The sequence below is a fragment of the Glaciecola punicea genome, from assembly GCF_001756615.1.
In the GTDB taxonomy this organism is placed as follows: Bacteria; Pseudomonadota; Gammaproteobacteria; order Enterobacterales; family Alteromonadaceae; genus Glaciecola; species Glaciecola punicea.
Genome location: NZ_LZXY01000002.1, coordinates 407,061 through 431,858, shown reverse-complemented (window position 1 = coordinate 431,858; position 24,798 = coordinate 407,061). Strand labels below are relative to the sequence as shown.

Sequence of the window (24,798 nt, the reverse complement as noted above, 5' to 3'; positions counted from 1 at the left end):
CGTAGGTGGGATCACCGCTAGTGGCAAAGTCTACGACGGTAACGTAGACGCCGCGTTGGATGTGAGCGGAAAAACACTGACCGGCTTAATTGCAGGCGATACGGTAACCGTATTGGCAAGCGGCGCGTTCTCTAATAAAAATGCAGGCGATGCTAAAACGGTGAGCTTAACCAGCACTAGCGCCGGGACTGACGCCGACAACTACCTTATTACGGGCCAAGCATCAACCACCGCAGACATTACGCCTAAAGAATTGACTGTCAGCGGCATGATAGCAAATGACAAAGTATTCGACGGTAATGAAAACGCCGTTATCACTGGTGGTCTATTAAATGGCTTTGTTAATGACGAAACGTTGAGTTTCTCAGGTCAAACCGGTCAGTTCGTGAATGCTAATGTGGGTAACGATATAGAGGTAACCGTAAATGGCATGACGTTAATCGACGGTACTGGTATCGCCAGCAACTACACGGTAAGCAAGCCAGGGAACCTTTCCGCTAATATTACTAATGCGGCAGGACCAATAGACAACACGGATGCGTCTGAATTAATAAACAATTTAGACAACAATCCTGCAACGCCATCAACCAACACGGTCGTGTCTGGAGTAATAAGCAACGTGGTTGCCAATGTTAGAGTGCCTCTCACTATAAGCTCCAATGGGCCAACAACTAATGCTAATAGCAGCACAACCGGCGGGATTGTCGATGTACAAGAAGTAGAGATAGGTAGTGATAGCGAAGGCGACCGCACTAGTAACCCCGGCGACATATTAGTGGTAGAAGGCGGTATTCGTTTACTTCCAGAAGCGCAAATAAACGCTAATCTTTCAGGAATTCAATAAACGTAAAATATAGCAGTTTTTTCGAACTACTGTATCAATAACATCAGTGGGGGAAAGTTATCAACACTTTTACCCCACCCCTCTTTTAAGTAGCTACTGCACAATGAATAGTAAAAACGCCATGATGGATATTCCTCAGCATAGCAGCCTGATGGTTTTAGCCCTTTTTGGTCAGCTTTGCATAGAAGCGTTAAACAGTAACATACAATGAAAAAGTCAGCAGGTACCTATGTAAAGCAGGCCAACAGCGCTATTGTGTTATTCGCATATCTTGCATTTACAGTGCTTGCGCTTTTTACAGGCTGTGTGGAAAGTGTTTCTGCAAAACAGGTAAATGTGACAGATGTGCGCTTTTCTGACTCTCGCGATTCAGCGCGCATAGTGCTCGAATTCGATGCGCCACCAAGTTTTTCTTACTTTTCGCTAGCTAATCCGGATCGCGTTGTCATCGATTTACAAAAGGTAGACAAAGCATTCAATTTGTCGCGTGTAGGGCTGTCGGGCAATAAAGTCAGCAAATTGAGACATTCCAAGCCAATAAGGCCTAGAGATAGCCGTATAGTGATTGAAACCAGCAAGAAACTTAGTGCTAGATTATTCACTCTAGCACCAGCGGATAAAGACAATAAGCAGGCAGGGCACAGGCTAGTGATTGACCTTATTGACCCTAATCCTCCATCTGAGGTAGCCGAAGGTAATGCGCGCTCGAATAGTGCTGAGCCAAATGTTGCCGTTAATGCTTTGGAGCCTGACCGTGACCAAGATATTACAACAGTAATAGACGCAGGGCATGAAGGCGTTGATCTCGGCTCAATTGGACCCTCTGCAGTCACCCAAAACGCTAGTGGTGAAGTCTTTGTTACCTTGCAAACAAATATTCGTTTCACGGGCAATACCCAATACAGCAGTATTACTCTCAACGAAGTTTTAGCCGATGCAATAGGTAAAACTTACAGCCTTGAGGGCCTGCAAGGGCTCACTGATCGCATTACTGCGTATTATCGCAGTAATGGTTTTGCGTTTGCCCGCGCACTTCTGCCAGTGCAAGCCATGACTGATGGTGCTCTACTCATTCAAATTGTAGAAGGTCACTATGACAACATCAAAGCCATAGGCGATAGCTTAAATAACGCTGACGCCCAAGTGTTTTTAAACTTATTGCAAACAGGAGACATAATACATACAGCTAACTTAGAGCGTGTATCATTAATATTAGACGACCAACCCGGCTTTAAAACCACGCCTGTACTTCGCCCAGGTTCAGAATTAGGGGCAGCTAACCTATTGGTAGAAGTAGAGCATGATCAGGATTACAGCGCTGAAATACGCATTGATAATTATGGCAATAGGTACACGGGTCGCCACCGCATTCATGCCGATTTAAACATCAACAGTCCATTTTTATTTGGTGACCAATTTACACTTAACACACTGTATTCTGATGAAGATCTTTGGTTGGGTGCACTTAATTATAATCTGCCAATAGGTGGCTCAGGTTTGCGTGCTAATGCAGGTTACGCCCACAACTACTACGAACTAGGTAAAGAATTTTCGGATAGTGAGGTGCATGGCACTGCTCAAGTGAGCAGTGCTGGCCTGAGTTACCCTATTCTTCGTTCACACAAAACCAATGTGAATGTAGCCCTTAGCTATCAACATAAAGTGTTAAATAATAGCAATGACATTACACTTAGCAGTAATACAAATCGCAGTGATAGCATACCTCTGAGCCTTAACTTTGACCATCGTGATACGCTAGCAGGCGGCGGTATTAGCTATGGCACGCTCAGTTGGACGTCGGGTAATTTAACCGTTGCCACTGGTAACATTGCCATAGACAGTGCTACCGCTAAAACCGCAGGTAGCTATGATAAATTCAACTTAGATTTAGCGCGTTTACAAAGCCTCCCGGGCAACTTAACTTTATTTAGCCGTATAGCTGCACAATGGGCTGGCAGCAATCTAGCTTCCTCTGAAAAATTTGGCCTAGGTGGCGCTAATAATGTCAGAGCCTACCCTGTTGGCGAAGCTTACGGGGATGTTGGTGTACTTGTCCAACTGGAAGTTCGGTATGCACTTAAGCATTCTACACTCTATACGTTTTATGATGCCGGTAGCCTTCGTACTAATAAAAACAGCTGGGCTGCTGGTAACAACAAGCGTAGTCTCTCAGGTGCAGGTGTTGGCTTAGAGCTTAACCTCGGGCAATGGGCTCTAGAGGCAAGTGCCGCATGGCAAACATCTGACAACTTAAGTAATGATGAGCAATCAGATAGCTTGATGAAGTGGGCGAGTATAAAATATGAATTTGAGAACGGCCCATGACACTGTGTTATATCCAACTGCTTAATCCGAATAAATAGAAGCGTGGCAAAAGCAGGCCAAAGCGCGCTTATGTGAAACGTTTTTGTAGATAATCAATAATTTCAGATGACTCATATAGCCATTCAACATTGTCTTGATTTTCAATGCGTAAGCAAGGCGTTTGTATTTTGCCGCCGCCCGCTAGTAAATCGTCTCTGTGGGGTGAACCCTTTGAGGCGCTAAGTTTTTCAATCGGCAAGTTCATTTTATAAATGGCGCGGCGGGTTTTGATGCAAAAAGGGCAGGCGAAAAATTGATATAACCTTAGCTGTTGTGCTTGTTCATTAACTTGCTGCTGGGCTTCTAGTGTGCGTTTTAATTTGGTGCCGCGAGTAATGACGTCAAAGAAGACAAGAATGCCGCCCACTAAATTACGTAAAAAAGATATTAAAAAACTCATATATACCACTTTGTGAATGCTACGGTTCTAGGAAACGCTATTGTACCTAAAACACGCGTAAAACTATATGAGCATTGCCGTAAACAAGACTAAAGAAAAAGGCCTCAGTGTAAAGTCTTATTACAGCATAGGAATGTCATCGTCTATTAAGTGCTTTACTAGCTCACTTTGCTGGGCATCATCAAAAGCCTTGTTTATTAGGGTTTCTTTGTATGCAGTAACCTGCCTGTAATTTGGATGGGTGAATATATACTGCTGCTTTGTGCCTAGCGCCTCTACCACTCGTTTGGCCAATAGTTCAGGTGCAATGCCCGACTCTACTAGCGCAGCAGCTTGATTAAGACCTTTTTTAAATTTTTGCCTTTCTTCATCGGTGAACTTTTTGCGCCCCTGCGTTGGTCCATATTTACTTTGCTTGTTGCGCAAAGACTCATGAATCCTCGTTTTGACGAAAGCAGGACACAACACCGACACCTGAATATTGTGTGGTTTTAGCTCTACCGCCCAGCTTTCAGTCATCGACACTACGGCTGCCTTTGTGGCGGCATATGCGCTTGAATAAGGCACGCCCATCATACCGGCCATAGACGCGACGTTAATTATCCAGCCGCCTTCACCGTGTTTCTTTATTGCAGGTGTAGCCGCCTGCGTGCCATACAATACACCCATTAAGTTGACATCCACTACCCACCGCCACAGGTCATTATCGGTTTGCTCAATTTTACCCGGCATACCGCCCACGCCTGCGTTATTGACCACCATGTGTAGCTTGCCAAATTTAGCCAGCGTTTGGGTAACGCAATCTTGCCATTGGCTGTATTCGCTTACATCAAGTTTGCAAGCCATTACATTAATGTCTTGTAAGAGCAGTGTTTCTTGCGCTTCGTTCAAGGCAGCCTCGTCTATATCAGCAATGACAATGTTCATGCCTAAGCTGCCAAACTCTTTTGCAAGGGCAAAACCAATGCCGCCTGCTGCACCTGATATAAGCGCTGTTTTTCCTGAATATTCATTATTTGTATGTAATAGCGACATGTATTTTCCGTCTTTTTCAAATGGTCTAGTATTATCGAATATAAGACTTACTTTATAATGCCGATACTTTATTTAGCTAAGGTTAAGGTCTTAGTTTGGTGAATAGTGAGGTATATCCCTAAAAGTTAACCCTAGTGCCTTGGACTGCTTCGAAACAAATTCTCAAACAGTAGTAGATGTTGTGCATGTAATCTAGGTTTTTGACCACAGCAAGGACACTTTTTATCAGAGCTTGGTATTGCCAAGCCCTCACAAGCAGATTGCATAAATCATTATCGGGTACAAAAGGCAGACTTAAACGACGTGATGATTGACAGGACGGGGCAATACTCGGCAATATAGTTTTTGTAAGCCCTAATCACTCAAACACCAAAAAGAGAGCCTTCATGAAATTATATACTTTACTGACATGCTGTATTTTTCTCACCGCATGTGCCACTACTCAACAACTACAAGGTGAACAGCAAAACACCTTAGGTGACGCTACTACTCTAAGACCGGTAGAATCATCAGGGCTCGTCACTCAAGGATTATCGCAATCGCGCCTTGCGCGAGTAGACACCGCGATGCGCAAGTATACAGACACTCAAAAACTGGCCGGCACGGTGACCTTGGTTGCACGTAATCAAGAAATTGTGCACTTGTCTGCAAATGGTATGCGAAACCTCGAGACTAACGAGGAAATGACCACAGACTCTATTTTCCGTATCTATTCTATGACAAAGCCGATTACTGCTGTGGCCGCCCTAACACTCTGGGAACAGGGTAAATTTCATATGTATGATCCAATTGAAAAGTATTTACCAGAATTAGCCGAGCTCAAGGTTTTTGCCGGCATGGACGGCGAGAATATGCGTTTTGAGCCAAGTGATCAGCCCGTTCGAATTATTGATTTGTTTTTACATACCGCAGGGTTTTCTTATGGTTTTACCAACAGTGAAGTCGACAAGCTTTACCAAGCCCTGCCGCCAGTGTCTGACAACGATAGTGTAGAGACAGTATTGCAACGCATATCCGCGTTACCACTTAATCATCAGCCCGGTACTCAGTGGCACTATGGCATTAATACTGACATTATTGGATTTTTGGTTGAGCGTATAAGCGGTATGAAGCTTGGCGATTACATGCAGCAGATTATTTTCAACCCCTTGCAAATGACAGACACCGCTTTTTATATACCGCTTGAAAAGCGAAACAGGCTTGTGCAAATATATGGGCCCGGCGAAAATTCAGAAATAGTCGCACTTGACGAAGCCCCCTTGGGAGATTTTTTATCAGATCCATCAGTGCACAATGGCGGCGGTGGCTTGGTCTCAACTATTAGTGACTACTACATATTTGCACAAATGCTGCTAAACGGTGGTGAGTACAATGGGCAACGGATCTTAGGCAGAAAAACCGTTGAGTATTTACGCTCAAATCACTTACCTGCTAACTTGATCCCATTTTCACCCACTTCTCACGGCGAAGGTCATGCCTTAGCAATGTCGGTTACCGTAAATAGCAACGATGCACTACTAATGGGATCTGACGGTGATTATGGCTGGGGCGGCGCAGCATCAACTTATTTTAGAATAGATCCTAAAGAGAATATGATCATAATAATGATGTCTCAGTTTGTGCCTTCTGCTTTTTACCCCGTTCGACATGACTTCAAAAATACGGTTTATCAATCCTTAGTCGATTAAGGCTCTTTGGGGATCTAGCCTATATCCTCGTCTTAACTATTACAGCAAATTAATGCTTAAGCTCTCGAACGCCCCTTATAGGTGTTCGCAAGCTTAGCGTTTATCGGCATTAATTATTCACTCATTTCCACCTTCGTATTGACAAAATTTGTACAGTATTTTAACTTATGTCTTATATAAGACATAACGTTAATAATTAGGTGACTTTTACATATGGTATTGAATAAGAAAAACATTCCCAAGGTAGGCTTTGGCCTGTGGAAAATCTCTCAAGAAGACTGCGCTGAAGCCGTTTATAACGCGATTAAGGCGGGTTACCGCCATTTGGATAGCGCCTGTGATTACGGTAATGAAGAGCAGGTAGGAGAAGGTATTAAACGCGCGATAGACGATGGCTTATGTTTACGCGAAGACTTGTTTGTAGCTTCTAAGCTGTGGAATTCATTCCATGCCAAAGAACATGTTGAGCTGGCGTTGCAAAAAAGTTTAGATGATTTGCAGCTAGATTATCTTGACCTGTACTTAGTCCATTTTCCTATTGCTTCCAAGTTTGTACCGATTGAAACACGTTATCCACCAGAGTGGATAGCAGATCCAGATGCAGACAATCCGCGCGTCGAATTAGCCGGTGTGCCGCTAATTGAAACATGGCAGGCAATGGAAGCTGTTTGTGAAAAAGGCCTCGCTACACAAATTGGCGTGTGTAACTACAATACTGGTTTGCTGCACGATTTAATGTCTTATGCCAAAATTAAACCTAGCATGCTTCAGATTGAATCACATCCCTATTTAACCCAAGAAAAACTCATTCGTTTAGCGAAGCAGTATAATATTCAGGTAACCGCGTTTTCACCCTTAGGTGCGCTATCATATTTAGAGTTAGATATGGCAGGCGCAGCTGAGTCAGTGATTGAGCAAAATGTGGTGAAACAAGCAGCGTCGCGCACCGGTAAAACGCCCGCTCAGGTCGTTTTAAGATGGGGCGTGCAGCGCGGTAATGCCATTATTCCAAAAACCTCTCGTCCCGAAAGGCTGATTGAAAACCTAGATATTTTCGATTTTGAATTAAGTGAACAGGAAATGGCAGCTATTTCTGCGCTCAATATTCACCGCCGTTTCAACGATCCAGGCGACTTTTGTGAAGCCGCCTTTAATACTTTTAACCCCATTTACGATTAGGAAAACCGATGACTCTACAAGCAATAAACTATACGCAAGTACCCGGTCAATTAAAGTGCGATGATTCTGTTTTTCCAAGTGTAATTGTGAACGATGGAAGTGTTAAAAACTTGAGTGACAGCAAAGCTTGGATAAGCCAAAATCTACCTGAACTAGAGCTTGAATTAAGACGCTCTGGTGCTATTTTGTTTCGTGGGTTCCCAGTCGACTCTGCCGAAACATTCGATACTTTCTCTAGTGCATTTGCCTATCGCAACTTCACTTATAAAGAATCGTTGTCAAACGCGGTTAGAATTAATTTTACTGAGCGTGTTTTTACCGCTAACGAAGCACCAAAAAATGTAGAAATATATCTGCACCATGAAATGGCGCAAACGCCTGTATCACCCAGTAAAGTTTTTTTCTTTTGTAAAAAAGCTGCTGAGGAAGGTGGTGCTACTCCGCTATGCCGCTCTGATATGCTGTATGAAGAATTAGTTAAACAAGCACCAGCATTAGCCCATGACTTCGCATCAAAAGGATTAAAATACACAACGCATATGCCGGCAGCTGACGACCATGAAAGCGGTCAGGGACGAAGCTGGAAGAGCACCTTAGGTGTAGAGTCAAAAGAGCAAGCCGAAAACAAACTTGCAGACTTAGGCTATCAATGGAAATGGAAGAGCGACGGTAGTTTACAAGCGACTACGCCCGTACTGCCAGCCGTTGTCGACTTGGGCAACATTAAAGGTAAACAAGTGAAGGTGTTCTATAATCAGCTTATTGCTGCTTATTTGGGTTGGAAAGGCGTTAAAGAAAACCCCGCTAGTGCAATTACTTTCGGTGACAACACGCCTATTCCCGTGGATGGATTAGAACTGGTTGCATCTTTGGCAGGACAATTTACGTTTGATTTGGCGTGGCAAGACGGTGATGTTGCCTTAGTTGACAACTATATGGCCATGCATGGTCGCAAACCTTATTCAGGTGAACGCAAACGAGAAGTGCTCGTTGCGCTTGCTATGAACTAGTCAGTTGTCTAGGTTAATTACGCAGCTTAGAACAGCCAGCGCATTCTTACCTGGCATCGCAGTTTCTGCTGTGGTTGGCCTAGCCGCATTATTTTTGAGCAGCCACTATGGCGCGCCAGCAATGCTATTTGCATTACTCTTGGGCATCGCTATGTCATTTATTTACGACGATCCGAAATGCAAAATAGGCGTCGATTTTACTGCCCGGCATATATTGCGCTTGGGGGTCGCCTTATTAGGTCTACGCATTGCATTTGGGGATCTTACTGCAATGGGCTGGAAAACTGGCGCACTGCTCGTTATCGCAGTGGCGAGCACCATTTTAGTGGGTATGTTATTGGCCAAGGCTTTTGGTTTAGAAAAACGCTTTGGTCTACTCACCGGTGGCTCGGTTGGTATTTGCGGGGCTTCTGCGGCGATGGCGATATCAGCAGTACTGCCGCAAAGTAAAGAAAATGACCGTGACACCCTATTAACAATCGTTGGCGTTACCTCCTTGTCTACCATCGCCATGGTGGTTTATCCCATTGTAGCTGCCTATTTACACTTGGATGAGGCGCAGACCAGTCTGTTTTTAGGCGCGACTATACACGATGTAGCCCAAGTCGTTGGTGCGGGCTACTCAGTGTCAGAGCAAACAGGTGATTTAGCCACACTCACAAAGTTGGTAAGAGTTGCGTTTTTAATGCCCGTGGTTATGTGTATTTTACTTGTCCTTAGATTAAATTTTGACGGCACTCAAACAGCTAAAACGCCCGGCGTCCCCTCTTTTTTAATTGCGTTTGCTGTATTAATGGCAATCAATAGCATAGTAGACCTACCTCAAGTTATTACTGACTCAGCAACCGATATTTCGCGCTTTGCCCTAGTAATATCTATTGCGGCTATTGGTATGAAGTCGAATTTAGGTCAAATGCTGACGGTGGGTATCAAGCCTATCCTGTTGCTGGTGATTGAAACATTATGGATTGCTGCACTGGTACTACTTTGTTTACCCTACGTTTAAAAAGCCTGCACCTAAGACAAAAAAAGGCGCCTTAAAAAAGGCGCCTTTACTATAATCAGACATTACAGATTTAGAATTTCGCTCTTAGCTGAATACCGAAGTGACGATCTGCGTCACGCGGTATCTGGTAACGGAAATTGTCACCGCTGTAGGTAGTCACAAATTTTTCGTCCGTTAGATTTTTAGCAATCAGCGATACTCTGTAGGCATCGTCATCAAACGAAAACGCGATGCTACCGTTAATAATGCTGTAGTCAGGTAAAAACGCTTCTGGGTTAGTCACTGCCGTTGTACCTGGCGCTCCTGCAAAAATATCGTCGGTGTACACATATGAGGCATTAAAGAAGATGTCCATGCCATCCATTTCCATTACATACTCACCAGTAAGGGAGTATTTCAAGTCAGGAGAGAAGGGCAAATCGGCGCCTGAACGACCGTCACATGGGTTTAAGCCAACAGGACATCGAAATTCATCAACTACTGCATCTACGCTAGACAAACCACCGGTAAGCAAGAAGTTTTCTGTTGCTTGCCACATAAAATCTACTTCAAAACCTTCGGTTGTTACCGAGCCTGCATTGGTTAAACGGGTGATAAATACGCCGTCTAAATCTTCAGGGTTGTTAGCTTGAAAACCATCTATGTTTGTTCTAAATGCCGCTAGGTTTATGATTAAGTCGTTAGTGGCATATTTATAGCCCAGCTCATAGGCGTCGGAGGTTTCTGGACCAATTGGCAAAGAGTCGGTGTTTGACATATTGTAAAATACGTTAAACGCAGGCCCCTTATAGCCTTGTGAGAAAGTTGCATAAACCATGCTGTCGTCATTAATATCATATTGTGCACCAAGCTTAGATGAAGTATTGCTTTCACTTACACTATTGTCAAAGTCAGTATCGAATCCGCGCACGCCAACGCCTGTTCGGCTATATTGGTCGTCACTGCTGCGGTTATGTGAAAAACTGACTTCGTCGTCGGTGTAGCGAATGCCGAATAAAAGACGCAAATCGTCGTTTATATGATATTTAGCATCTGCAAACACCGCCCAGTTATCAAATTCTGTTTCCATAAAAGCGGTGGCGCTTATAATATCATTCGCGTTACAGCTTAAGCCTTCAGCTTCAATAAAAGCATTAATATCGGTTTCACTAGGGTTAACGACACCAAGGATGTTGCTTAAGTAATCGCCAATAGCAGCAGGAAACTGGCCGTTATTGTTTTGACATGAAGCGTCACGCGAAAAGCTTCTCTCTGAACTTTGTTCCCACCAGAAAAAACCAGCCTGATAATCAAAATCACCGCCTAAAGGGGAAGCAATTCTAAATTCTTGGGATACTTGATCCCACTCTTGTGGGCCGATATCATGCAGCTGAAAGGGAACACCAAATACGGGGAAGGGGAGGTCGCCAGCGGTTGAGGTAAAATCGCCTTCACGAAATTCAGTGTTGTTCCAGCTTCTGTAAGCCGTAATAGAGGTGAAGTCATGATTACCTAAGGGACGGTCTACTTGTATTGAAAACGCTGTGTGATCATCTATGGTGCGGGTTTCAAAATCATGATCAATTTGACGCTGATTTAAATCTAAGTCACCAGTACCGGTACTGTTGGGTGAGGCTTGTGAATCATGACGACCGCTTGGGGTGAGTTCTAGATCGGCGCAGCAAGAGTCGTTAGAGCTTACGGTTTCGAAGATAAATAAAATATCAGTATCGCCTGATGCCTCAATATCGAGCATTGCGCGAAGACCTTCTTTATCGTATCCGTTGGTAGTTTGATTGTTGTAAACATTATTAATGTAACCGTCAAACTGTGATTTAAGCACCGTTAGACTGCCGTTCGCATTATCACTCAAGGCGCCCGATACCCTGCCTTTGAGGCGGTATTCGCTGTCCTGCATAAGGGTTGTTTCAAACACCCCTTCAAAGTCCTCACTAGGGCGTTTAGAGGTCATGTTTACAACCCCTGCAGATGCATTTTTGCCAAACAGTGTGCCTTGAGGTCCGCGCAGTACTTCAATTCTTTCTAAATCGTATAAATCAACGAATGCTTGTCCTGAACGGCCAAGCACAACACCGTCAACAACGGTAGATACGCTAGGCTCTGCCGCGACACTAAATGATATAGTACCGATACCGCGAATGGTGATAGCAGAGTTTCGCGTGGTGTTACCTTTTCTGAAGCTAACAGACGGCACAAGTGCTTGAAGCCCTTCAATGTTAGCGGAGAACGCCGAGTTTATTTGATCTTCGCGCAGCACAGTCACTGCGACTGGGACCTCGTTTAGATTTTCAACACGTTTTTGTGACGTAACAGTAATCGTTTCAAACCCTTTTTCAACCTTTTCAGCTTGTTCTTGCGCGCTTGCCGTTATACCTAATGATAAGCATGTTGTTAGCGCTAATGCTTTTGCAATACTTTGTTGCAACGAGCTCAGTCTAAATTTCATTTTGTTCTCCAAGTTTCGTGTGTGTCATGAATTACCAATGTCCCCCCAATTTAATTGTACTGGTTAATTTGGGTATGGCATTTACTGGTTTTATAGTTAGTTGATAAGCACAAACCGACAACTACGACTTGAAAATAGCTTATCTTTTTTGTCTTTACCTTTAGTGTCTTATATAAGATAGAAGATAAGGTAAAATTTACCCAATTAGTTAACAGGATGCAACTTATTTGTTGTTAATATATGTTTTTAAAGTGAAGTTTTTCGCTGCCTAGCATCGCAATCGGCTACGGAGCTTTCTACTAGGTCCAACCACTCGTTTCCAAATTTACTAATGAACCATGCGCGCATGTTGCTAGATGCATCTTTGAAAGCTTGTTTTTCGGCTACTGTCGGACGATAGACTGTTCCGCCGGCTTGCTCGAAAATTCGATAAGAATTTTCTTCTTCTGTAGCCACTAGGTTGTTGGCGGCAGCCTGCTGTTTTTTAAAACCTTCTTCAACGATAGCTTGAATATCCGTAGGTAAGGATTGCCAGACAGGTTCTGAAAACCACCATAGTGTCGCCATGTATGAATGCCCATCGAGAATTATGTACTTTAAATGCTCTTGCAATTTGGCGCCTATAATATCTTGGATACCATTTTTACTGCCTTCCACTACGCCGGTGGCCAATGCCGTGTAAAGCTCGGCCCACGAGATAGGGGTAGGGTTTGCACCTAGCTGTTTAACTAACTCTTGCTGGATTTCTGCTGGTGTTGTCCTAATCTTTTGTCCTTTCAGGTCTGCTGGCGTGCGTATTGGCTTATCTGTAGTCGCAAAATTACGCCACCCGCCAGTGTTAGCGATGCCAATAAGGCGAATATTTAAAGAGCGCTGCAGTACTTCTTGCCTTATTTTGTCTAGTATTGGGCCATCTAATACACACAAAGCCTGCTCATCGCTAGTAAACAAATACGGTAAATCTAAAACCTGAGCGGGTGCAAAAAAGTTACCTGTGCCGCCTACGGTGCTGGGAAACATTTCCAGTACACCCTGCTGAAGATTACTGATACATTCGGGCACACTGCCGCAAAACTGACCCGAGGTGTATATGTCAACTTGCACACGGCCCTTACTTTCGGCTTCTACGTACTCTTTAAATGCAATTAAACCCACATAGTCTTCGTCTTGGGTTGAAGCCTGAATAGCTGCCTTTATAGTAAACTCCGCTTTTGTGCTTGTAGAGCGCAGCACACCAATAATGCTGACTACAAATACCAGTGCATAAATGCTTAACAATACAATACGTTTTCTAGTCATAAAGGCGAATCCTTAGGCAAAGCCAAAAAGGCGAGGAAGCGTCATTGTGATCGCAGGAAAATACGTAATCATAAATATAACCAGAGCTTGAACTGCCAAAAATGGCAGCATTTCTAAGGCTATATTTTCAGTCTTTTCACCCGACACCGACGCAGCCACAAACAGCACTAAGCCCATTGGAGGTGTGGCTAAACCAACCGTTAAGTTAACGCACATAATAACCGCGAAATGCAGCGGATCTATGCCCAGTGCTATAAAGATAGGCGCAAGCACCGGCCCCAGAATCAGAATAGCCGGTCCGGCATCTAAAAACATACCAATGGCAAACAAGAATAAATTGATAATTAACAAAAGTAGCAGCACATTCGATGTAATCTGCATAATGTTAGTGGCGAGTGAATCAGCTAGTCCTGATACTGTAATTATCCAGGCAAAGGTAACCGCTGAGCCGACCAGCAGTAAAATAGTGCCCGACTGCACAGCGGCGTTCACGAGTATAAGCGGTAACTGGTTTAATTTAAGTGTGTTGGTGATAAACAAGGTCACAATAAATGCATAGCCAACCGCAACAGCAGCTGCTTCAGTTGGGGTGAAAACGCCCGCTAAAATACCGCCTAATAAAATTACGGGGGTTAATAAAGGTAAAAAAGATACCTTAAAAGCAGATCCTCGTTCTCCCCAAGTGGCTTTTTGATTAGCTATGGGATAATTACGTTTCTTAGCGATACGGTTGGTGACTATCATTAAGCCAGCGCATATCAATAAACCCGGCAGTATCCCAGCTAAGAACATACCCGCCACTGAAACGTTCATAATAAAGGCGTATAAGATCATGATGCCAGAAGGGGGTATAATGGGCCCAATCACGGATGAGGCCGCGGTAACTGCTGCGGCGAATCGTCGACTATAGCCATTTTGCTCCATGGCCGGAATGAGCATTTTACCCAAGGCAGAAGTGTCTGCCACTGCTGAGCCTGACAAGCCTGCAAACAGCACCGAAGACAGTATGTTTACCTGAGCTAAACCGCCTCGATAATGGCCAATAAGGGTTTTACAAAAGCGCACAATAGACTGTGTAATGCCGCCTTGATTCATCAATTCACCGGCGAGTATGAAAAAGGGCACTGCCATTAGTGGAAATGAATTCATGCCTGAAAATAAGCGATTTAACAGAGCTGAAAAATACACCTCGTTTCCATCAATCATTAAGCTAACGCCGGGCCCTACCAATAGCGCGAATACGACGGGAGTGCCTGCGGTTAGCAGTAATACAAATATCCATATATAGCTTAGTGACATGCTATTGCGATCCTTGATTTGAAATAGTTGCCTTTGACGACTCGCCATTGTGCTGCTGGTCATTATTAGGTGGACTGTTATTTGACTCATCGTTATATGGCACTAGTGGGGATGTGAGCTGTTGGATAAGTCTTTCAATGCCGACTAAAAATAATGAACCAAAGGCAAAAGGCATACACAGGTAAAAAACCCATAGTTTAATCGCAACAGAGGCCGCGGTTATAGTGGTTCCCCCGGCGACAAAGCTTAAGCTTTGCTTGAAAAATATGGCGCTAATAAGCATGACTAATAAAGTAATTATTATTTCAGCAATGCGCTTAGGTAGAGCAGGTAAGACTTCGTGAAACATGTCAATTGACACATTCAAGTGTTCTCTGTAAGCCCATGGCGCCACCAAACAAGCTATCCAGACCATGGCATATTTAGATAATTCTTCGGTCCACGTTAAAGAGTCATTTAATACATAGCGAAAAAAAACTTGCGCTAAAATCATAACGACCATCATGGCTAACAAACCGCCTGCAAAGTATTTTGCAACTTTGGCGACATGAAAATTGAAGCTACCTAATACCGCATTGAGCTTTGTAATATATGATTTCATAATCAGGGCGTTCTCATTGATTTACGCTTATTGTCATTATTTTTTTTATAATGAAAGATCGCTCTCTGGCCAATGGGGTAAGTCCTTGTTTTGCGTATAGTCACTTTCCAGCATCTCAACGTTTTCAACCTCAGCACCAATAGGAATTGAGTGCTCAGCAGGCATGAACACCGCTAATTCATCCAGTTCTAATGTAAGGTCTAGCAGTTGATGCCCGCTATATTTTTCTTTTGTCGGGAAGCGTAGCCAGTTTCCTTGCGGTAAATAAAGCGTAACTTTACCGTCTGGATTGGTACAGGGGGCAACTAGTAAGCTATCGCCAAACATAAATTGCATTTCAAAGCTGTGCGTAAGACCTTGCTCTGGAAAAGCTAAGGGCATAGCTCGCATAACGGGCAGTCCACTCTCGCTGGACTGGCGCATGGTATCGTATATATATGGCATGAGCCTATAGCGTAACTTTAAGGCTTTTGTTGCGGCGCGCTCAGCTAGTGAACCATAACTCCATGGTTCACGCTGGCCTATGCCGTGTAATCTTATATGCGCTGAAAACACGGCCGCTTGGGTCCATCTAACAAATAAGACGGGGTCGCGAGTATCTTTATAAAATCCGCCTACGTCGGTGGCAAAAAAAGGTGCTCCCGACATACCCCAAGACAATGCGCCTCTAATACTGCCGACTAATCCGCCCCAGTCAGCCTGTGGATCGCCTCCCCACTGACTTGGAAAACGCTGCGAGCCTGTCCACGCTGAACGACTAAATAAGAACGCGCCAGTTTTACAATACTTTTGCGCAGCTTCGTACACGCATTGGTTGTAGAGCAAGCTATAAACATTGTGCAGTCTTTTACCACCGTCGCCATTGTAAGCAAGCATATTGTCGTTATCGACTTGTTCGCCAAAATCTGCTTTTATCATATCAATGCCTAAGTCAAATAAAGGTTTGTGAGATTCTAACCAAAACTGATAGGCATCTGGGTGAGTGAAATCAACAATACCCGATTCTGGCAAAGGCGTTAGCACTTCAGCAAATGCACTCATGTCCCACCCGTAGCGATAAGCTTGGCCACTTCGCTTGTCTTTCAAAAGCCAGCCTTTACGAGCCATTTCATCAAACAATTTGTTGTTGACAGACACTAAAGGATATTCCCAAATGCATACCTTGAACTGCTGTGCTTTGAGTGCGTTTATAACAGCGGCGGGATCGTCAAAGCGCTTAGCGTCCCACTCAAATGCAAATCGCGTGTCAGTATCTTGCCATGCTCTGCCGTCGAGCGTTATAACATCGCAGGGCATGTGTTTGTCGCGCACTGCTTTGGCTGTTTCTAATAATTCAGGCACATCTTTGTAATAGGCTTTTGAAAGAATTACGCCTAGGCTCCATAATGGAGGTACAGGAGATCTGCCTGTTAACTGTGTATATTGCTCAATAATCAGTGCGCCATTAGCACCATCTAATAAGAAAAGATCAAGCGCGTTGTCTTCAACTAACACGCAATAAGCTCGCTGTGACCAGTTAGCATGTCCTACAGAATGGGTGACCGGTGATGGCGTATGCACAAAAAGGCCCCAACCTTTTGTACTCCAAGCAAAAGGCGTGTTTTTATATGAAATTTCAGCGTTCACGCCTAAGGCATCGTGGTTATAAGACCTTACTAATTGTCCCCGTTTATTCAACGCCGACCACTTTTCACCTAGGCCGTACACGGGTTCTTGCGCGTCTAGATTGATACTAAATAACCAGCCCTCTTCTGTTTTTGCCATGGGCGGTAGCCTGAACTGGCGGACAAAATGACCGTCGCTAGGTGTTTTTTGTATGGTGTTACCTGACTTTTTCCATTCAAAGGCGAATGGACTATGCTGTATTTCAATGCGGTGATTTTTGGCGCTAATGTGGGTATGAGTTGTGCTGGATTTTATGGCGGCCTCAAAAGGCGAAGGCTCATATACAAGTATTCCATAGTTGTTTACATCGCACTTTAGTGCATTCTGGATCCTAATACCCATTTCGTTAATGCTTAAGGTCAAATTACCGTGGTTAGTCGGGATCAATATTGATCCACAGGGTAAAATGCGACATTCATCAATAACTTCAGTCTGTACAACACGGTTCCAGTCGGGTGTAGAAAGTTCAAACACGTCGTTCAAATCCTTAATAAATGGTGGTTAAAGGCTATGCATATGGTAGATTATAAATGTGCACTGACGCTGCAAAAGAGCCTAAAAGTATGAATGCTCTAGCCTATTATTTGATGACTTATGAATTAGTCTAAGCATCTAATAAGCCAGCAAGCTTTGTCTTGTATAAGACACAAGTTAGTATAGTGTTAAATTATTGTCAATTACCATCTGCGTTTTAATACATAATTGAGTGAAGTGCAGCATGGATAAGTTTTCAAACGTGTAAACTGCAGCAGAATATTGCCGCTATTAGTCACTTTATACCGACTCTTTTTCTTAAGCTTATTTTAGTGAATTTATGAACAATAACAGATTTGACAATAAACTCAGCCAAACAGGCTTATCCTTTCAGCCCCTGTATATGCAGGTTGAAGAGCATGTTAAGCAGCTTATTGTAGAGCAGCGTTGGAAGCCGGGCGAGATGTTACCTAATGAGTTTAAGCTCGCAGAAGAGCTTGGTGTTAGTCAAGGAACCGTTCGAAAGGCACTCAATGGCTTAACGGGGACTAAAATACTCACCCGTCGACAGGGAGTAGGAACGTTTGTATCGGAGCATACAAATCAGCATAGCCTTTACCGTTTTTATCCGATCATCCGTGATGGAAAAACGCCCGAATTACCAAAAGCAGAGCTGCTATCGCTTACACTTATAAAAGCACCTAAAAACGTTGTCAGTGCGTTTGGGGCTAAAGCGAATATGAAAGTATTTGAGGTCCTTAGACGCAGAATTCTTAACAACGAATTTTGTATATTTGAAAAGATATATTTGCCATATGTTTATTTTCGCGAATTAGAAGGGCTCGAAGATTTACCGCACACGCTTTATCATTTTTATCAAACTCAATTTAACCTTACTGTGCAAGACACCACTGACCGTATTAAAGCGGATATAGCCAGTGCTCAAGACGCAAAGCTACTGGCTATCCATATTGGTGAAGCACTTTTAGAGGTGGAGCGCATAGCCCATTCAATTGATGGGAAAATAATTGAATTTAGAATAAGTCGCTGTAGAAGTGATAAATATCATTATTTAGTAGAATCAAAATGAGCAAGCAAAGTTTGAAACAGCGACTGTTTGCCGCCTTACTTATCGCCAGCTCGGGATCTATAACGCGCTATACTCCCCCGCCATTATTTTATAAAGGCTATTGACTAAATAATCACCGCTGGCCTCTTTCAGAACGAAGCCTTTAACCTCTAATTTCAGTGCCCGCTCTACATACATAGCCTACTCAGGAATGCCTATTCATGTATCCAATATTTGACGACAATTTGCTTGGCCGCCACATTGACTGACTAATTACCAAACTATGAGACACTCATTGACTCATTAAAAATCAAACTAAAAATAGGATTGAATTGGTGATTTATGACTAAAATGATGAGTCTGTCAGCGAGACGAGAAATGATACTCGGGGTAAATAATTCATATGGTAGAGCCTCTAAATCTGAAAAAACCAAAATATTGGATGGGTTTGTTGCTGCAACTGGGTATGAAAGAAAATATGCTACTTTGCTACTATCAAAGAAAATTCAGCTTCCTCCGCACGAGCGTAAACGTAAGCGGCCAGGCACACAAATATAAGATGAACAGTTTGTTCATGTACTTACCGTTGTTTGGAATACCGCCAATCAAATATGCTCGAAGCGCTTTGTACCTTTTATTTCTAACTTAGTTAGCGCCATGAAACGCCACGGTCACCTTCGAATAACTGAAGAGGTTAGAGATAAGCTTTTAAAGGTAAGTCCTGCTTCTGTTGATTGACTACTTCAAGTTGAGAGGCAACGCCATGCTGATGGCATTAGCCATAGCAAAACAGGTACTCTTTGGAAAAATCAAATACAAGTTCGTACATTTGCAGATTGGGACGACGTATCACCTAATTTTTTTGAAGTGGAGTTAGTTGCGCATTGTGGTGGCGACCCAAGAGGCGCATTTCTGAATACCTTGACGATGGCAGATGTCACTACCGGTTGGCTTGAATGTATGCCGCTAGTAAAAAAGAGTGCTAGTAATGTTATTGGTGGAATAAACATTACGAGAAAACTACTTCCCTTCGACTTAAAAGGTCTTGATACAATGGAGGTAGCGAATCCATTAATTATGAGCTTCTTGATTACTGTGAGAATAATCAAATTACCTTTACACGAGCTCGAACTCATAAGAAAAACGACCAAGCGCTGACGCCATATCAACGATTAATTAAAGTTGCATCTGTTTCAGCAACAACAAAAGAAAAACTTGAAGTGGAATATCTTACACTCGACCCCGTTAAAATTTTGGCCGAATTAAAACGTCTGCAACAGAATTTATTTCAATTTTCTTGGCATAATAATGCTCAGGTTGACGTTATAGCTGAAGAAGATCAACCCAATGACGTGACAGCACAAGAAACAAAATTGGACGATTCCACTAAAATTGATTACTTTAATTACAATAAACCAAAAGGTAACCGCAATCTTCCAAGGAACTATAGAACAAGAATAGATCCGTTTGAACAGGTCTGGGATGAAGTGAAATTAAAACTTGAGTTGCAACCAGAAACTTATGCTCGTGAAATAATTGAATGGTTGTCTAATAAATATCCTGGTGAATTCTCCAAAGATCATACTCGAACCCTTGCGACGAAGGATTCAGAAATGGCGAATACAAACCAAAGGTTACGAAGAGAAAATGGTTGAATTAATGCTCTAGACTCAGCTAAATAGGGTTTAGGATTAATAGTTTTTTTTAACGAGGCAATACGACAGGCCAAGGTAATTGACATTTAATAGTCTTGTTCTTGCGAATTGATTTTCATAAGCTACGTGGCTACGATGTTTTAGTTGGACAAGTGCTGGTGCAATTAAACCCAACAAAGCCCTAAAATTTTGCTCGGACCAGATTTGATAATTACTGATTGTTTTACTAAGAGGTCCTTAGTAAGGTTTACCGCCACACAACGCACAGGCCCCATACACCGATAAGAGTAATGAGGCCTTGACCAAACATGATGAATAAAAGTTATTAAGATTGGTTAACACTTCTTTATATGTAGTTTATGCATGCTTTACGCTTTATCACCTAAGGCTTTAATGTTTTCAGGCAGACGCTCGTTAGAACCGTACATAAAGTGATTTGACATATTTTCAGAAAAACGACTCGCTTCAGTAGTAATACCTACTGCTTCTGCCATTTGACGAAGCAACATTGGCGATGCACCACAGCAAACACCTAAGTAATTAATCCCTAGGGCATAGGCATCTTTTGCAAATTGTCCAATCTCATAGCGGTTACAGTAAAGCGGGTCTAATGCTGTCGGGAATGCACGACCATGTGGTGCAGGGCAAGTACAGCTATCGTGGTCAGATAAGTTAAAGAAAGTCGGCTCCTTTTCGTTAGTACGGTAAGGAATTGGCAAGGCGGCTACATGGCAAGATACCGCAGCACGTATTTCTTTGAGGTATGGCAACATCGTTTGAGGACCGCGAAAACAGTTTAAGCCAACTACATCTGCACCACGTTTTTCAAGCTCTACGCAAGTCTCTACTACACTTACGCCGTCTTGCATTTGGTTGCTTGCCATTGGCGCCAACGTAATAATGACTGGTAAGCCACTAGCCTTAGCCACTTCTAATGCGGTGTAAGCTTCTTCTGCATAGTAGAAAGTTTCACCAATAATAATATCCGCACCTTCTTCAACAGCCCAGCCAACCATTTCTTCAAACATGCTGCGCACTTCCTGCTGCTTGTTTGTATCAGTTGGATGCCAAATGTTAGTATTTGAGATGTTACCAGCCATAAGGTTGCCTGGCTTGCTGTCAGCTACTTTTCTAGCAATTTTTAACGCTGCACGATTTAATGGTTCTAGCAACTCTTCTTTACCGATAACACGCATTTTTTCACGGTGACCATTGTAAGTAAAAGCTTCTACGATATCAGAGCCTGCACGCTGAAAATCACGGTGCAATGACTCTAATACTTCCGGGTGTTCCAAAGCAACTTCTGGCACAAACTCACCTGCTGTTAAGTAACCGCGACGTTCTAATTCGAAAAGAAACCCTTCTGCGCAAATTACAGGGCCTTTATTGATGTGTCCTGCTAATTCAACCAGAACAAAAGAGCGATACGACTTTTGACAGGCCTCCACCTAGACTACTCACTCAAAAATAGCCAACTAAAAACGGAACGCATTATCCATTACCTTCTACCAGTCGTCATTGTTGCTCATTGTATTTAAGTACAAGTTTCATATTGGGTAATTCGAGCAGAAATGGCTCACGAAGCACCTTGACTTTACAGCCTCATTTGTATGTCGATTTAGACGTTAACGTGCAGTTGGCAATAACGGCGAGTTTAAAATAAACTTTACAAGTTCTATTTGCTAGTTAAACCAAAATAGACGGTATACTAGTCGTAGTTTGTACTTACGCTAGTCCTTACTAAGCATCAAATAGCCTTGTCCGTGGATGGTTAATATTTCTATCTCGCTATGCCTTAACAGACCTCGTAATTGTGAAATCGTTACATTTACATTATTAAGGACTTTATTTTGTGCTCCCCAAACATATTCAACTAAAAAGTCTCTACTTAACACCTCCCCTTTATACCGATGAAACGCGCATAACATCCTATATTTTGCTTGGTTTATCTGGCTTTTTTCACCATGTATAGAAATATTTATTCGGGTTACAACAATCCCTTCTGAAAGTATTAGATCATCGTATTTAAACGGACAATTAAAACAAAACGCAACACAAATAGAATTACTGTGACTCATACTAACCTGATATTTAGGTTGATTACCCATTTTATATAATGTGTCTATAATTGATATGTCATCATTAATGTATTCTGAGTTATTAATTATATACCTGTTTTTTAAAAACCTTTTATCAGTCATCTCTGGCCTGCCGCATTATAACAACATTCTTTGTTGCGGGGTACTGTTTATACAACGGGCGAAGGTGTGTCTACAAATATAAAATTATAAAAAATTATAAAAAATTATAAAAAATTATAAAAATAATAAATAGCTGATATTCAACATCCACTTTAAAAATAAATTTTCTGATATTTTCACCCAAGCAATAAATGATGTTTTAATTGCGTATTTGTAATTTTACCACTAATGGCGGATGATCTGATCAGTACATAGTGGTAATATCTTCTAAGCACTGGAATACCCAGCGTGCTGGTGAGGTTTGTATTTAATATTGCGGAATTAGCAGCCTTTTTCTACCACAGTTTTAAGGATTTGATGCTCTAAGTCTGCATACAGTCGCCAGTTGCCAGTTGACAGCAGCTGACTTTATGCTAAGCCTTTCAGGGAAATCACGCCTCAATAGGTTCCTTATTCGAAATTTTTGTAGCCATCCTGCAACAATTAAGTGTTGAACAGGCTACTTGTCTTGAATGTGCCAGTGTTGGAAGTAAGCTAACTTGGGGTAAGAAAAGGTGTTTCACACCGCTCTTTTTTACCTAAAGTTCGAATAAGCTTAGCTTTTATTTACATTTGATGAGTAAACGAATATGAATATTGAATCTTTTAATCAGCTTTGTGCGGCTAAAGCTGCCACTAGCCATGTAGTGCAGTGGGGTGGGTCTAGTGTATATAAAGTAGGCGGTAAGGTATTTGCGCTGGCTAATATCGACAAGCTTGGACATTTAGGCATAAGCTTTAAAACCTCTGCGCTTAATTTTTACTTTTTAAGTGATAAACTTGGCTATCGACCTGCGCCTTACATGGCCTCTAGAGGTATGAAGTGGATACAACAATATAACGCGCCAGCCTCTTTAGATGAAGAATTGATATATTATTTAGATGAGTCGTATCGCCTTGTGTCCTTAGGCTTTAGCAAAAAACTACAAAAGGAACTTGGACTTAATCAAGGCGCTTAAGTGCTAAATAGGGAAACTAAAATTCTACCGGTTGAATACACTAAGCATATGTATTATCGTCTACCGCTATATTTACTCCTATCTCCTTAAAGAGAACGCTATGAAACTTCCGATTGTTCAATCTTATGCAGGCTTTGCTATGGCTTTAGCAATCGCCTTTATGACCGTGCATACCAAAGCGACCACCACAGATCTTATTAATGAGCAGCAAAAAGCAAATGCACAAGCGTTAATGGAAAAAGCCTTAAAAAGCGATTTAGCGTATGAAATTGTAGAATCTTTGACCACAGAAATTGGCCCAAGACTGGCAGGCTCTGAGGCTGAAAAACGCGCTCGTGACTGGGGCGTAAAGCTTGGCAAGGAACTCGGTTTTGATCGTGTGTCAGTTGAAGAATTTACCATGCCGTATTGGGTACGTGGTGAACTCAAGGTCGCACTAAGTGCTCCTTATGCACAAGAGCTATACGCAACAGCTTTAGGTGGCTCAGGCGCTTCGACCAATAATATTGATGCGCCTATTGTCTACTTTCGAAATCTTGATGAAATTGCTTACGTTAAAAGCGGCGATTTGGCAGGTAAAGTCGCGTTCATCGACGGTGACCTCATGGTGCCCAGCCAAACAGGTGCCGGTTATGGCCCATCAAATCAAAAGCGTAGGGTTGGTTGGCAGCATGCCGAGCGCGGCGGTGCCCTAGCCCTTATGATTAGGTCTGTGGGGTCAAACTCTCAGCGCTTTCCACACACTGGCATGATGAGTGCCTTAGAGGACAAGTGGGCCAGTATTCCAGTCGTGGCACTATCTAATCCTGACGCGGATCAGCTACGCCGCTTATATAAGCTAGGCGAGCCTTTGAAAGTTAGCATAGCCTCAACAGCACAGTGGAAAGGTGACGTGAGCAGCGGTAATGTCATTTTGGACTTGATTGGAAGTGAGCGCCCAGAGGAAATTGTGCTTATAGCCGGGCACTTAGACAGTTGGGACGAAGCAACCGGTGCTTTAGATGACGGCGCAGGCATTGGTATTACCGTTGCGGCTGCAAAACTGATTGCCGAATTGCCCACTAGGCCAAAACGCACTATTCGAGTGGTGATGTTTGGCGCAGAAGAAGTTGGATTACTGGGCGCTTTTGCTTATGCCAAGAAGCATGCAGATAATCTACATAATCATGTTTTGGCTACCGAGTCAGATTTTGGTGCGCGCACTATTTGGCGCTTAGTCTCTAATGTGAACCCAGACGCTAATGCGACGATTGATGCCATTGGTAAAATTCTTGAGCCCTTAGGCATAGTGCGCGGCGGCAGTGATGTACCCGGAGGCGGTCCAGATATAATTCCGATGGCGCGCGCAGGTGTGCCCACCATTCGATTGGAACAAAACGGTATGGACTATTTTGATTATCACCACACACCAGACGACACGCTAGATAAAATTATACCCGAGGAGCTAAAGCAGAACGTCGCCGCCTATGCAGTGACCGCATATTTGGCTGCCGACGCGACTGCTGATTTTAGGCCTGAGGCAAAAACAAGGTCTGAAGAGGATTAACTGAGCTTTTTATCCTGCA

Annotated in this window: 19 protein-coding genes; 10 read left to right on the top strand and 9 right to left on the bottom strand. The window is 43.0% G+C overall.

Annotated elements, in window-relative coordinates; genetic code table 11:
- On the top strand, positions 1-844 hold an 844-nt coding region (locus tag BAE46_RS14735), incomplete at its 5' end, for a YDG domain-containing protein (protein WP_216094981.1).
- Between the two features lie 207 nt (positions 845-1,051).
- Complete coding sequence (locus BAE46_RS14285; RefSeq protein ID WP_083256789.1) at positions 1,052-3,169, top strand: ShlB/FhaC/HecB family hemolysin secretion/activation protein; 2,118 nt, start codon at positions 1,052-1,054, stop codon at positions 3,167-3,169.
- Positions 3,170-3,236: 67 nt separating this feature from the next.
- Here BAE46_RS14285 and BAE46_RS04220 read toward each other — a convergent pair whose 3' ends face one another.
- Together BAE46_RS04220 and BAE46_RS04215 are read right to left on the bottom strand one after the other, a co-directional pair.
- Positions 3,237-3,608, bottom strand: coding sequence for a glutathione S-transferase N-terminal domain-containing protein (locus tag BAE46_RS04220; RefSeq protein WP_070111816.1), 372 nt, complete (start codon positions 3,606-3,608; stop codon positions 3,237-3,239).
- 120 nt (positions 3,609-3,728) lie between these two features.
- Entirely contained in the window at positions 3,729-4,643 is a 915-nt protein-coding gene (locus BAE46_RS04215) for an SDR family NAD(P)-dependent oxidoreductase (RefSeq protein WP_070111815.1), read from the bottom strand.
- Between the two features lie 386 nt (positions 4,644-5,029).
- On the opposite strand from BAE46_RS04215, the gene BAE46_RS04210 reads away from it, so the two are divergent.
- From BAE46_RS04210 to BAE46_RS04195, 4 genes are all read left to right on the top strand, one after another.
- Positions 5,030-6,331 carry a serine hydrolase domain-containing protein gene (locus BAE46_RS04210; protein ID WP_141729316.1) on the top strand — a complete coding sequence of 434 codons (1,302 nt, stop codon included), beginning with the start codon at positions 5,030-5,032 and terminating at the stop codon, positions 6,329-6,331.
- A gap of 213 nt (positions 6,332-6,544) precedes the next feature.
- Entirely contained in the window at positions 6,545-7,510 is a 966-nt protein-coding gene (locus BAE46_RS04205; RefSeq protein ID WP_006002459.1) for an aldo/keto reductase, read from the top strand.
- Positions 7,511-7,518: 8 nt separating this feature from the next.
- Complete coding sequence (locus BAE46_RS04200; protein WP_006002456.1) at positions 7,519-8,520, top strand: TauD/TfdA family dioxygenase; 1,002 nt, start codon at positions 7,519-7,521, stop codon at positions 8,518-8,520.
- A 4-nt stretch (positions 8,521-8,524) separates the two neighbouring features.
- The gene (locus tag BAE46_RS04195; protein WP_083256788.1) at positions 8,525-9,526 is read left to right on the top strand and encodes a YeiH family protein; all 1,002 of its coding nucleotides are present in this window, start codon (positions 8,525-8,527) and stop codon (positions 9,524-9,526) included.
- Between the two features lie 70 nt (positions 9,527-9,596).
- On the opposite strand, the gene BAE46_RS04190 is transcribed toward BAE46_RS04195, so the two are convergent.
- The 5 genes from BAE46_RS04190 to BAE46_RS04170 all read right to left on the bottom strand — a co-directional run bounded on the left by BAE46_RS04190 (position 9,597) and on the right by BAE46_RS04170 (position 17,310).
- Positions 9,597-11,972, bottom strand: coding sequence for a TonB-dependent receptor (locus tag BAE46_RS04190; protein ID WP_070111814.1), 2,376 nt, complete (start codon positions 11,970-11,972; stop codon positions 9,597-9,599).
- Between the two features lie 246 nt (positions 11,973-12,218).
- On the bottom strand, positions 12,219-13,271 hold the full coding sequence (locus BAE46_RS04185; RefSeq protein ID WP_070111813.1) for a TRAP transporter substrate-binding protein: 1,053 nt from the start codon (positions 13,269-13,271) through the stop codon (positions 12,219-12,221).
- A gap of 12 nt (positions 13,272-13,283) precedes the next feature.
- Positions 13,284-14,570: a TRAP transporter large permease gene (locus tag BAE46_RS04180; RefSeq protein ID WP_006002446.1), complete on the bottom strand. Its 1,287-nt coding sequence runs from the start codon at positions 14,568-14,570 to the stop codon at positions 13,284-13,286.
- A 1-nt stretch (position 14,571) separates the two neighbouring features.
- Positions 14,572-15,171, bottom strand: coding sequence for a TRAP transporter small permease (locus BAE46_RS04175; protein WP_070111812.1), 600 nt, complete (start codon positions 15,169-15,171; stop codon positions 14,572-14,574).
- Positions 15,172-15,216: 45 nt separating this feature from the next.
- Complete coding sequence (locus BAE46_RS04170; RefSeq protein ID WP_083256787.1) at positions 15,217-17,310, bottom strand: glycoside hydrolase family 31 protein; 2,094 nt, start codon at positions 17,308-17,310, stop codon at positions 15,217-15,219.
- Between the two features lie 340 nt (positions 17,311-17,650).
- On the opposite strand from BAE46_RS04170, the gene BAE46_RS04165 reads away from it, so the two are divergent.
- A complete protein-coding gene (locus tag BAE46_RS04165; RefSeq protein WP_070111811.1) occupies positions 17,651-18,400 on the top strand; it encodes a GntR family transcriptional regulator in 750 nt (249 codons plus the stop codon).
- Between the two features lie 1,199 nt (positions 18,401-19,599).
- Complete coding sequence (locus tag BAE46_RS04150; protein ID WP_006002433.1) at positions 19,600-20,034, top strand: hypothetical protein; 435 nt, start codon at positions 19,600-19,602, stop codon at positions 20,032-20,034.
- Positions 20,035-20,402: 368 nt separating this feature from the next.
- On the opposite strand, the gene BAE46_RS04145 is transcribed toward BAE46_RS04150, so the two are convergent.
- Both BAE46_RS04145 and BAE46_RS14280 read right to left on the bottom strand, forming a co-directional pair.
- Positions 20,403-21,482 carry a homocysteine S-methyltransferase family protein gene (locus BAE46_RS04145; RefSeq protein ID WP_083256786.1) on the bottom strand — a complete coding sequence of 360 codons (1,080 nt, stop codon included), beginning with the start codon at positions 21,480-21,482 and terminating at the stop codon, positions 20,403-20,405.
- A gap of 282 nt (positions 21,483-21,764) precedes the next feature.
- Entirely contained in the window at positions 21,765-22,235 is a 471-nt protein-coding gene (locus BAE46_RS14280; RefSeq protein ID WP_244884979.1) for a winged helix-turn-helix domain-containing protein, read from the bottom strand.
- Between the two features lie 629 nt (positions 22,236-22,864).
- Between BAE46_RS14280 and BAE46_RS04135 the strand changes: the two genes are divergently transcribed.
- Together BAE46_RS04135 and BAE46_RS04130 are read left to right on the top strand one after the other, a co-directional pair.
- Positions 22,865-23,233 carry an MmcQ/YjbR family DNA-binding protein gene (locus BAE46_RS04135; protein ID WP_006002426.1) on the top strand — a complete coding sequence of 123 codons (369 nt, stop codon included), beginning with the start codon at positions 22,865-22,867 and terminating at the stop codon, positions 23,231-23,233.
- Between the two features lie 160 nt (positions 23,234-23,393).
- A complete protein-coding gene (locus BAE46_RS04130; protein WP_051987259.1) occupies positions 23,394-24,779 on the top strand; it encodes a M28 family peptidase in 1,386 nt (461 codons plus the stop codon).
- The last annotated feature ends 19 nt before the right edge of the window (positions 24,780-24,798 follow it).

Coding starts and splice junctions, on each gene's coding strand:
- BAE46_RS14285 (WP_083256789.1), top strand. CDS start 1,052: ATGAAAAAGTCAGCAGGTACCTATGTAAAGCAGGCCAACAGCGCTATT.
- BAE46_RS04220 (WP_070111816.1), bottom strand. CDS start 3,608: ATGAGTTTTTTAATATCTTTTTTACGTAATTTAGTGGGCGGCATTCTT.
- BAE46_RS04215 (WP_070111815.1), bottom strand. CDS start 4,643: ATGTCGCTATTACATACAAATAATGAATATTCAGGAAAAACAGCGCTT.
- BAE46_RS04210 (WP_141729316.1), top strand. CDS start 5,030: ATGAAATTATATACTTTACTGACATGCTGTATTTTTCTCACCGCATGT.
- BAE46_RS04205 (WP_006002459.1), top strand. CDS start 6,545: ATGGTATTGAATAAGAAAAACATTCCCAAGGTAGGCTTTGGCCTGTGG.
- BAE46_RS04200 (WP_006002456.1), top strand. CDS start 7,519: ATGACTCTACAAGCAATAAACTATACGCAAGTACCCGGTCAATTAAAG.
- BAE46_RS04190 (WP_070111814.1), bottom strand. CDS start 11,972: ATGAAATTTAGACTGAGCTCGTTGCAACAAAGTATTGCAAAAGCATTA.
- BAE46_RS04185 (WP_070111813.1), bottom strand. CDS start 13,271: ATGACTAGAAAACGTATTGTATTGTTAAGCATTTATGCACTGGTATTT.
- BAE46_RS04180 (WP_006002446.1), bottom strand. CDS start 14,570: ATGTCACTAAGCTATATATGGATATTTGTATTACTGCTAACCGCAGGC.
- BAE46_RS04175 (WP_070111812.1), bottom strand. CDS start 15,171: ATGAAATCATATATTACAAAGCTCAATGCGGTATTAGGTAGCTTCAAT.
- BAE46_RS04165 (WP_070111811.1), top strand. CDS start 17,651: ATGAACAATAACAGATTTGACAATAAACTCAGCCAAACAGGCTTATCC.
- BAE46_RS14280 (WP_244884979.1), bottom strand. CDS start 22,235: ATGACTGATAAAAGGTTTTTAAAAAACAGGTATATAATTAATAACTCA.
- BAE46_RS04135 (WP_006002426.1), top strand. CDS start 22,865: ATGAATATTGAATCTTTTAATCAGCTTTGTGCGGCTAAAGCTGCCACT.
- BAE46_RS04130 (WP_051987259.1), top strand. CDS start 23,394: ATGACCGTGCATACCAAAGCGACCACCACAGATCTTATTAATGAGCAG.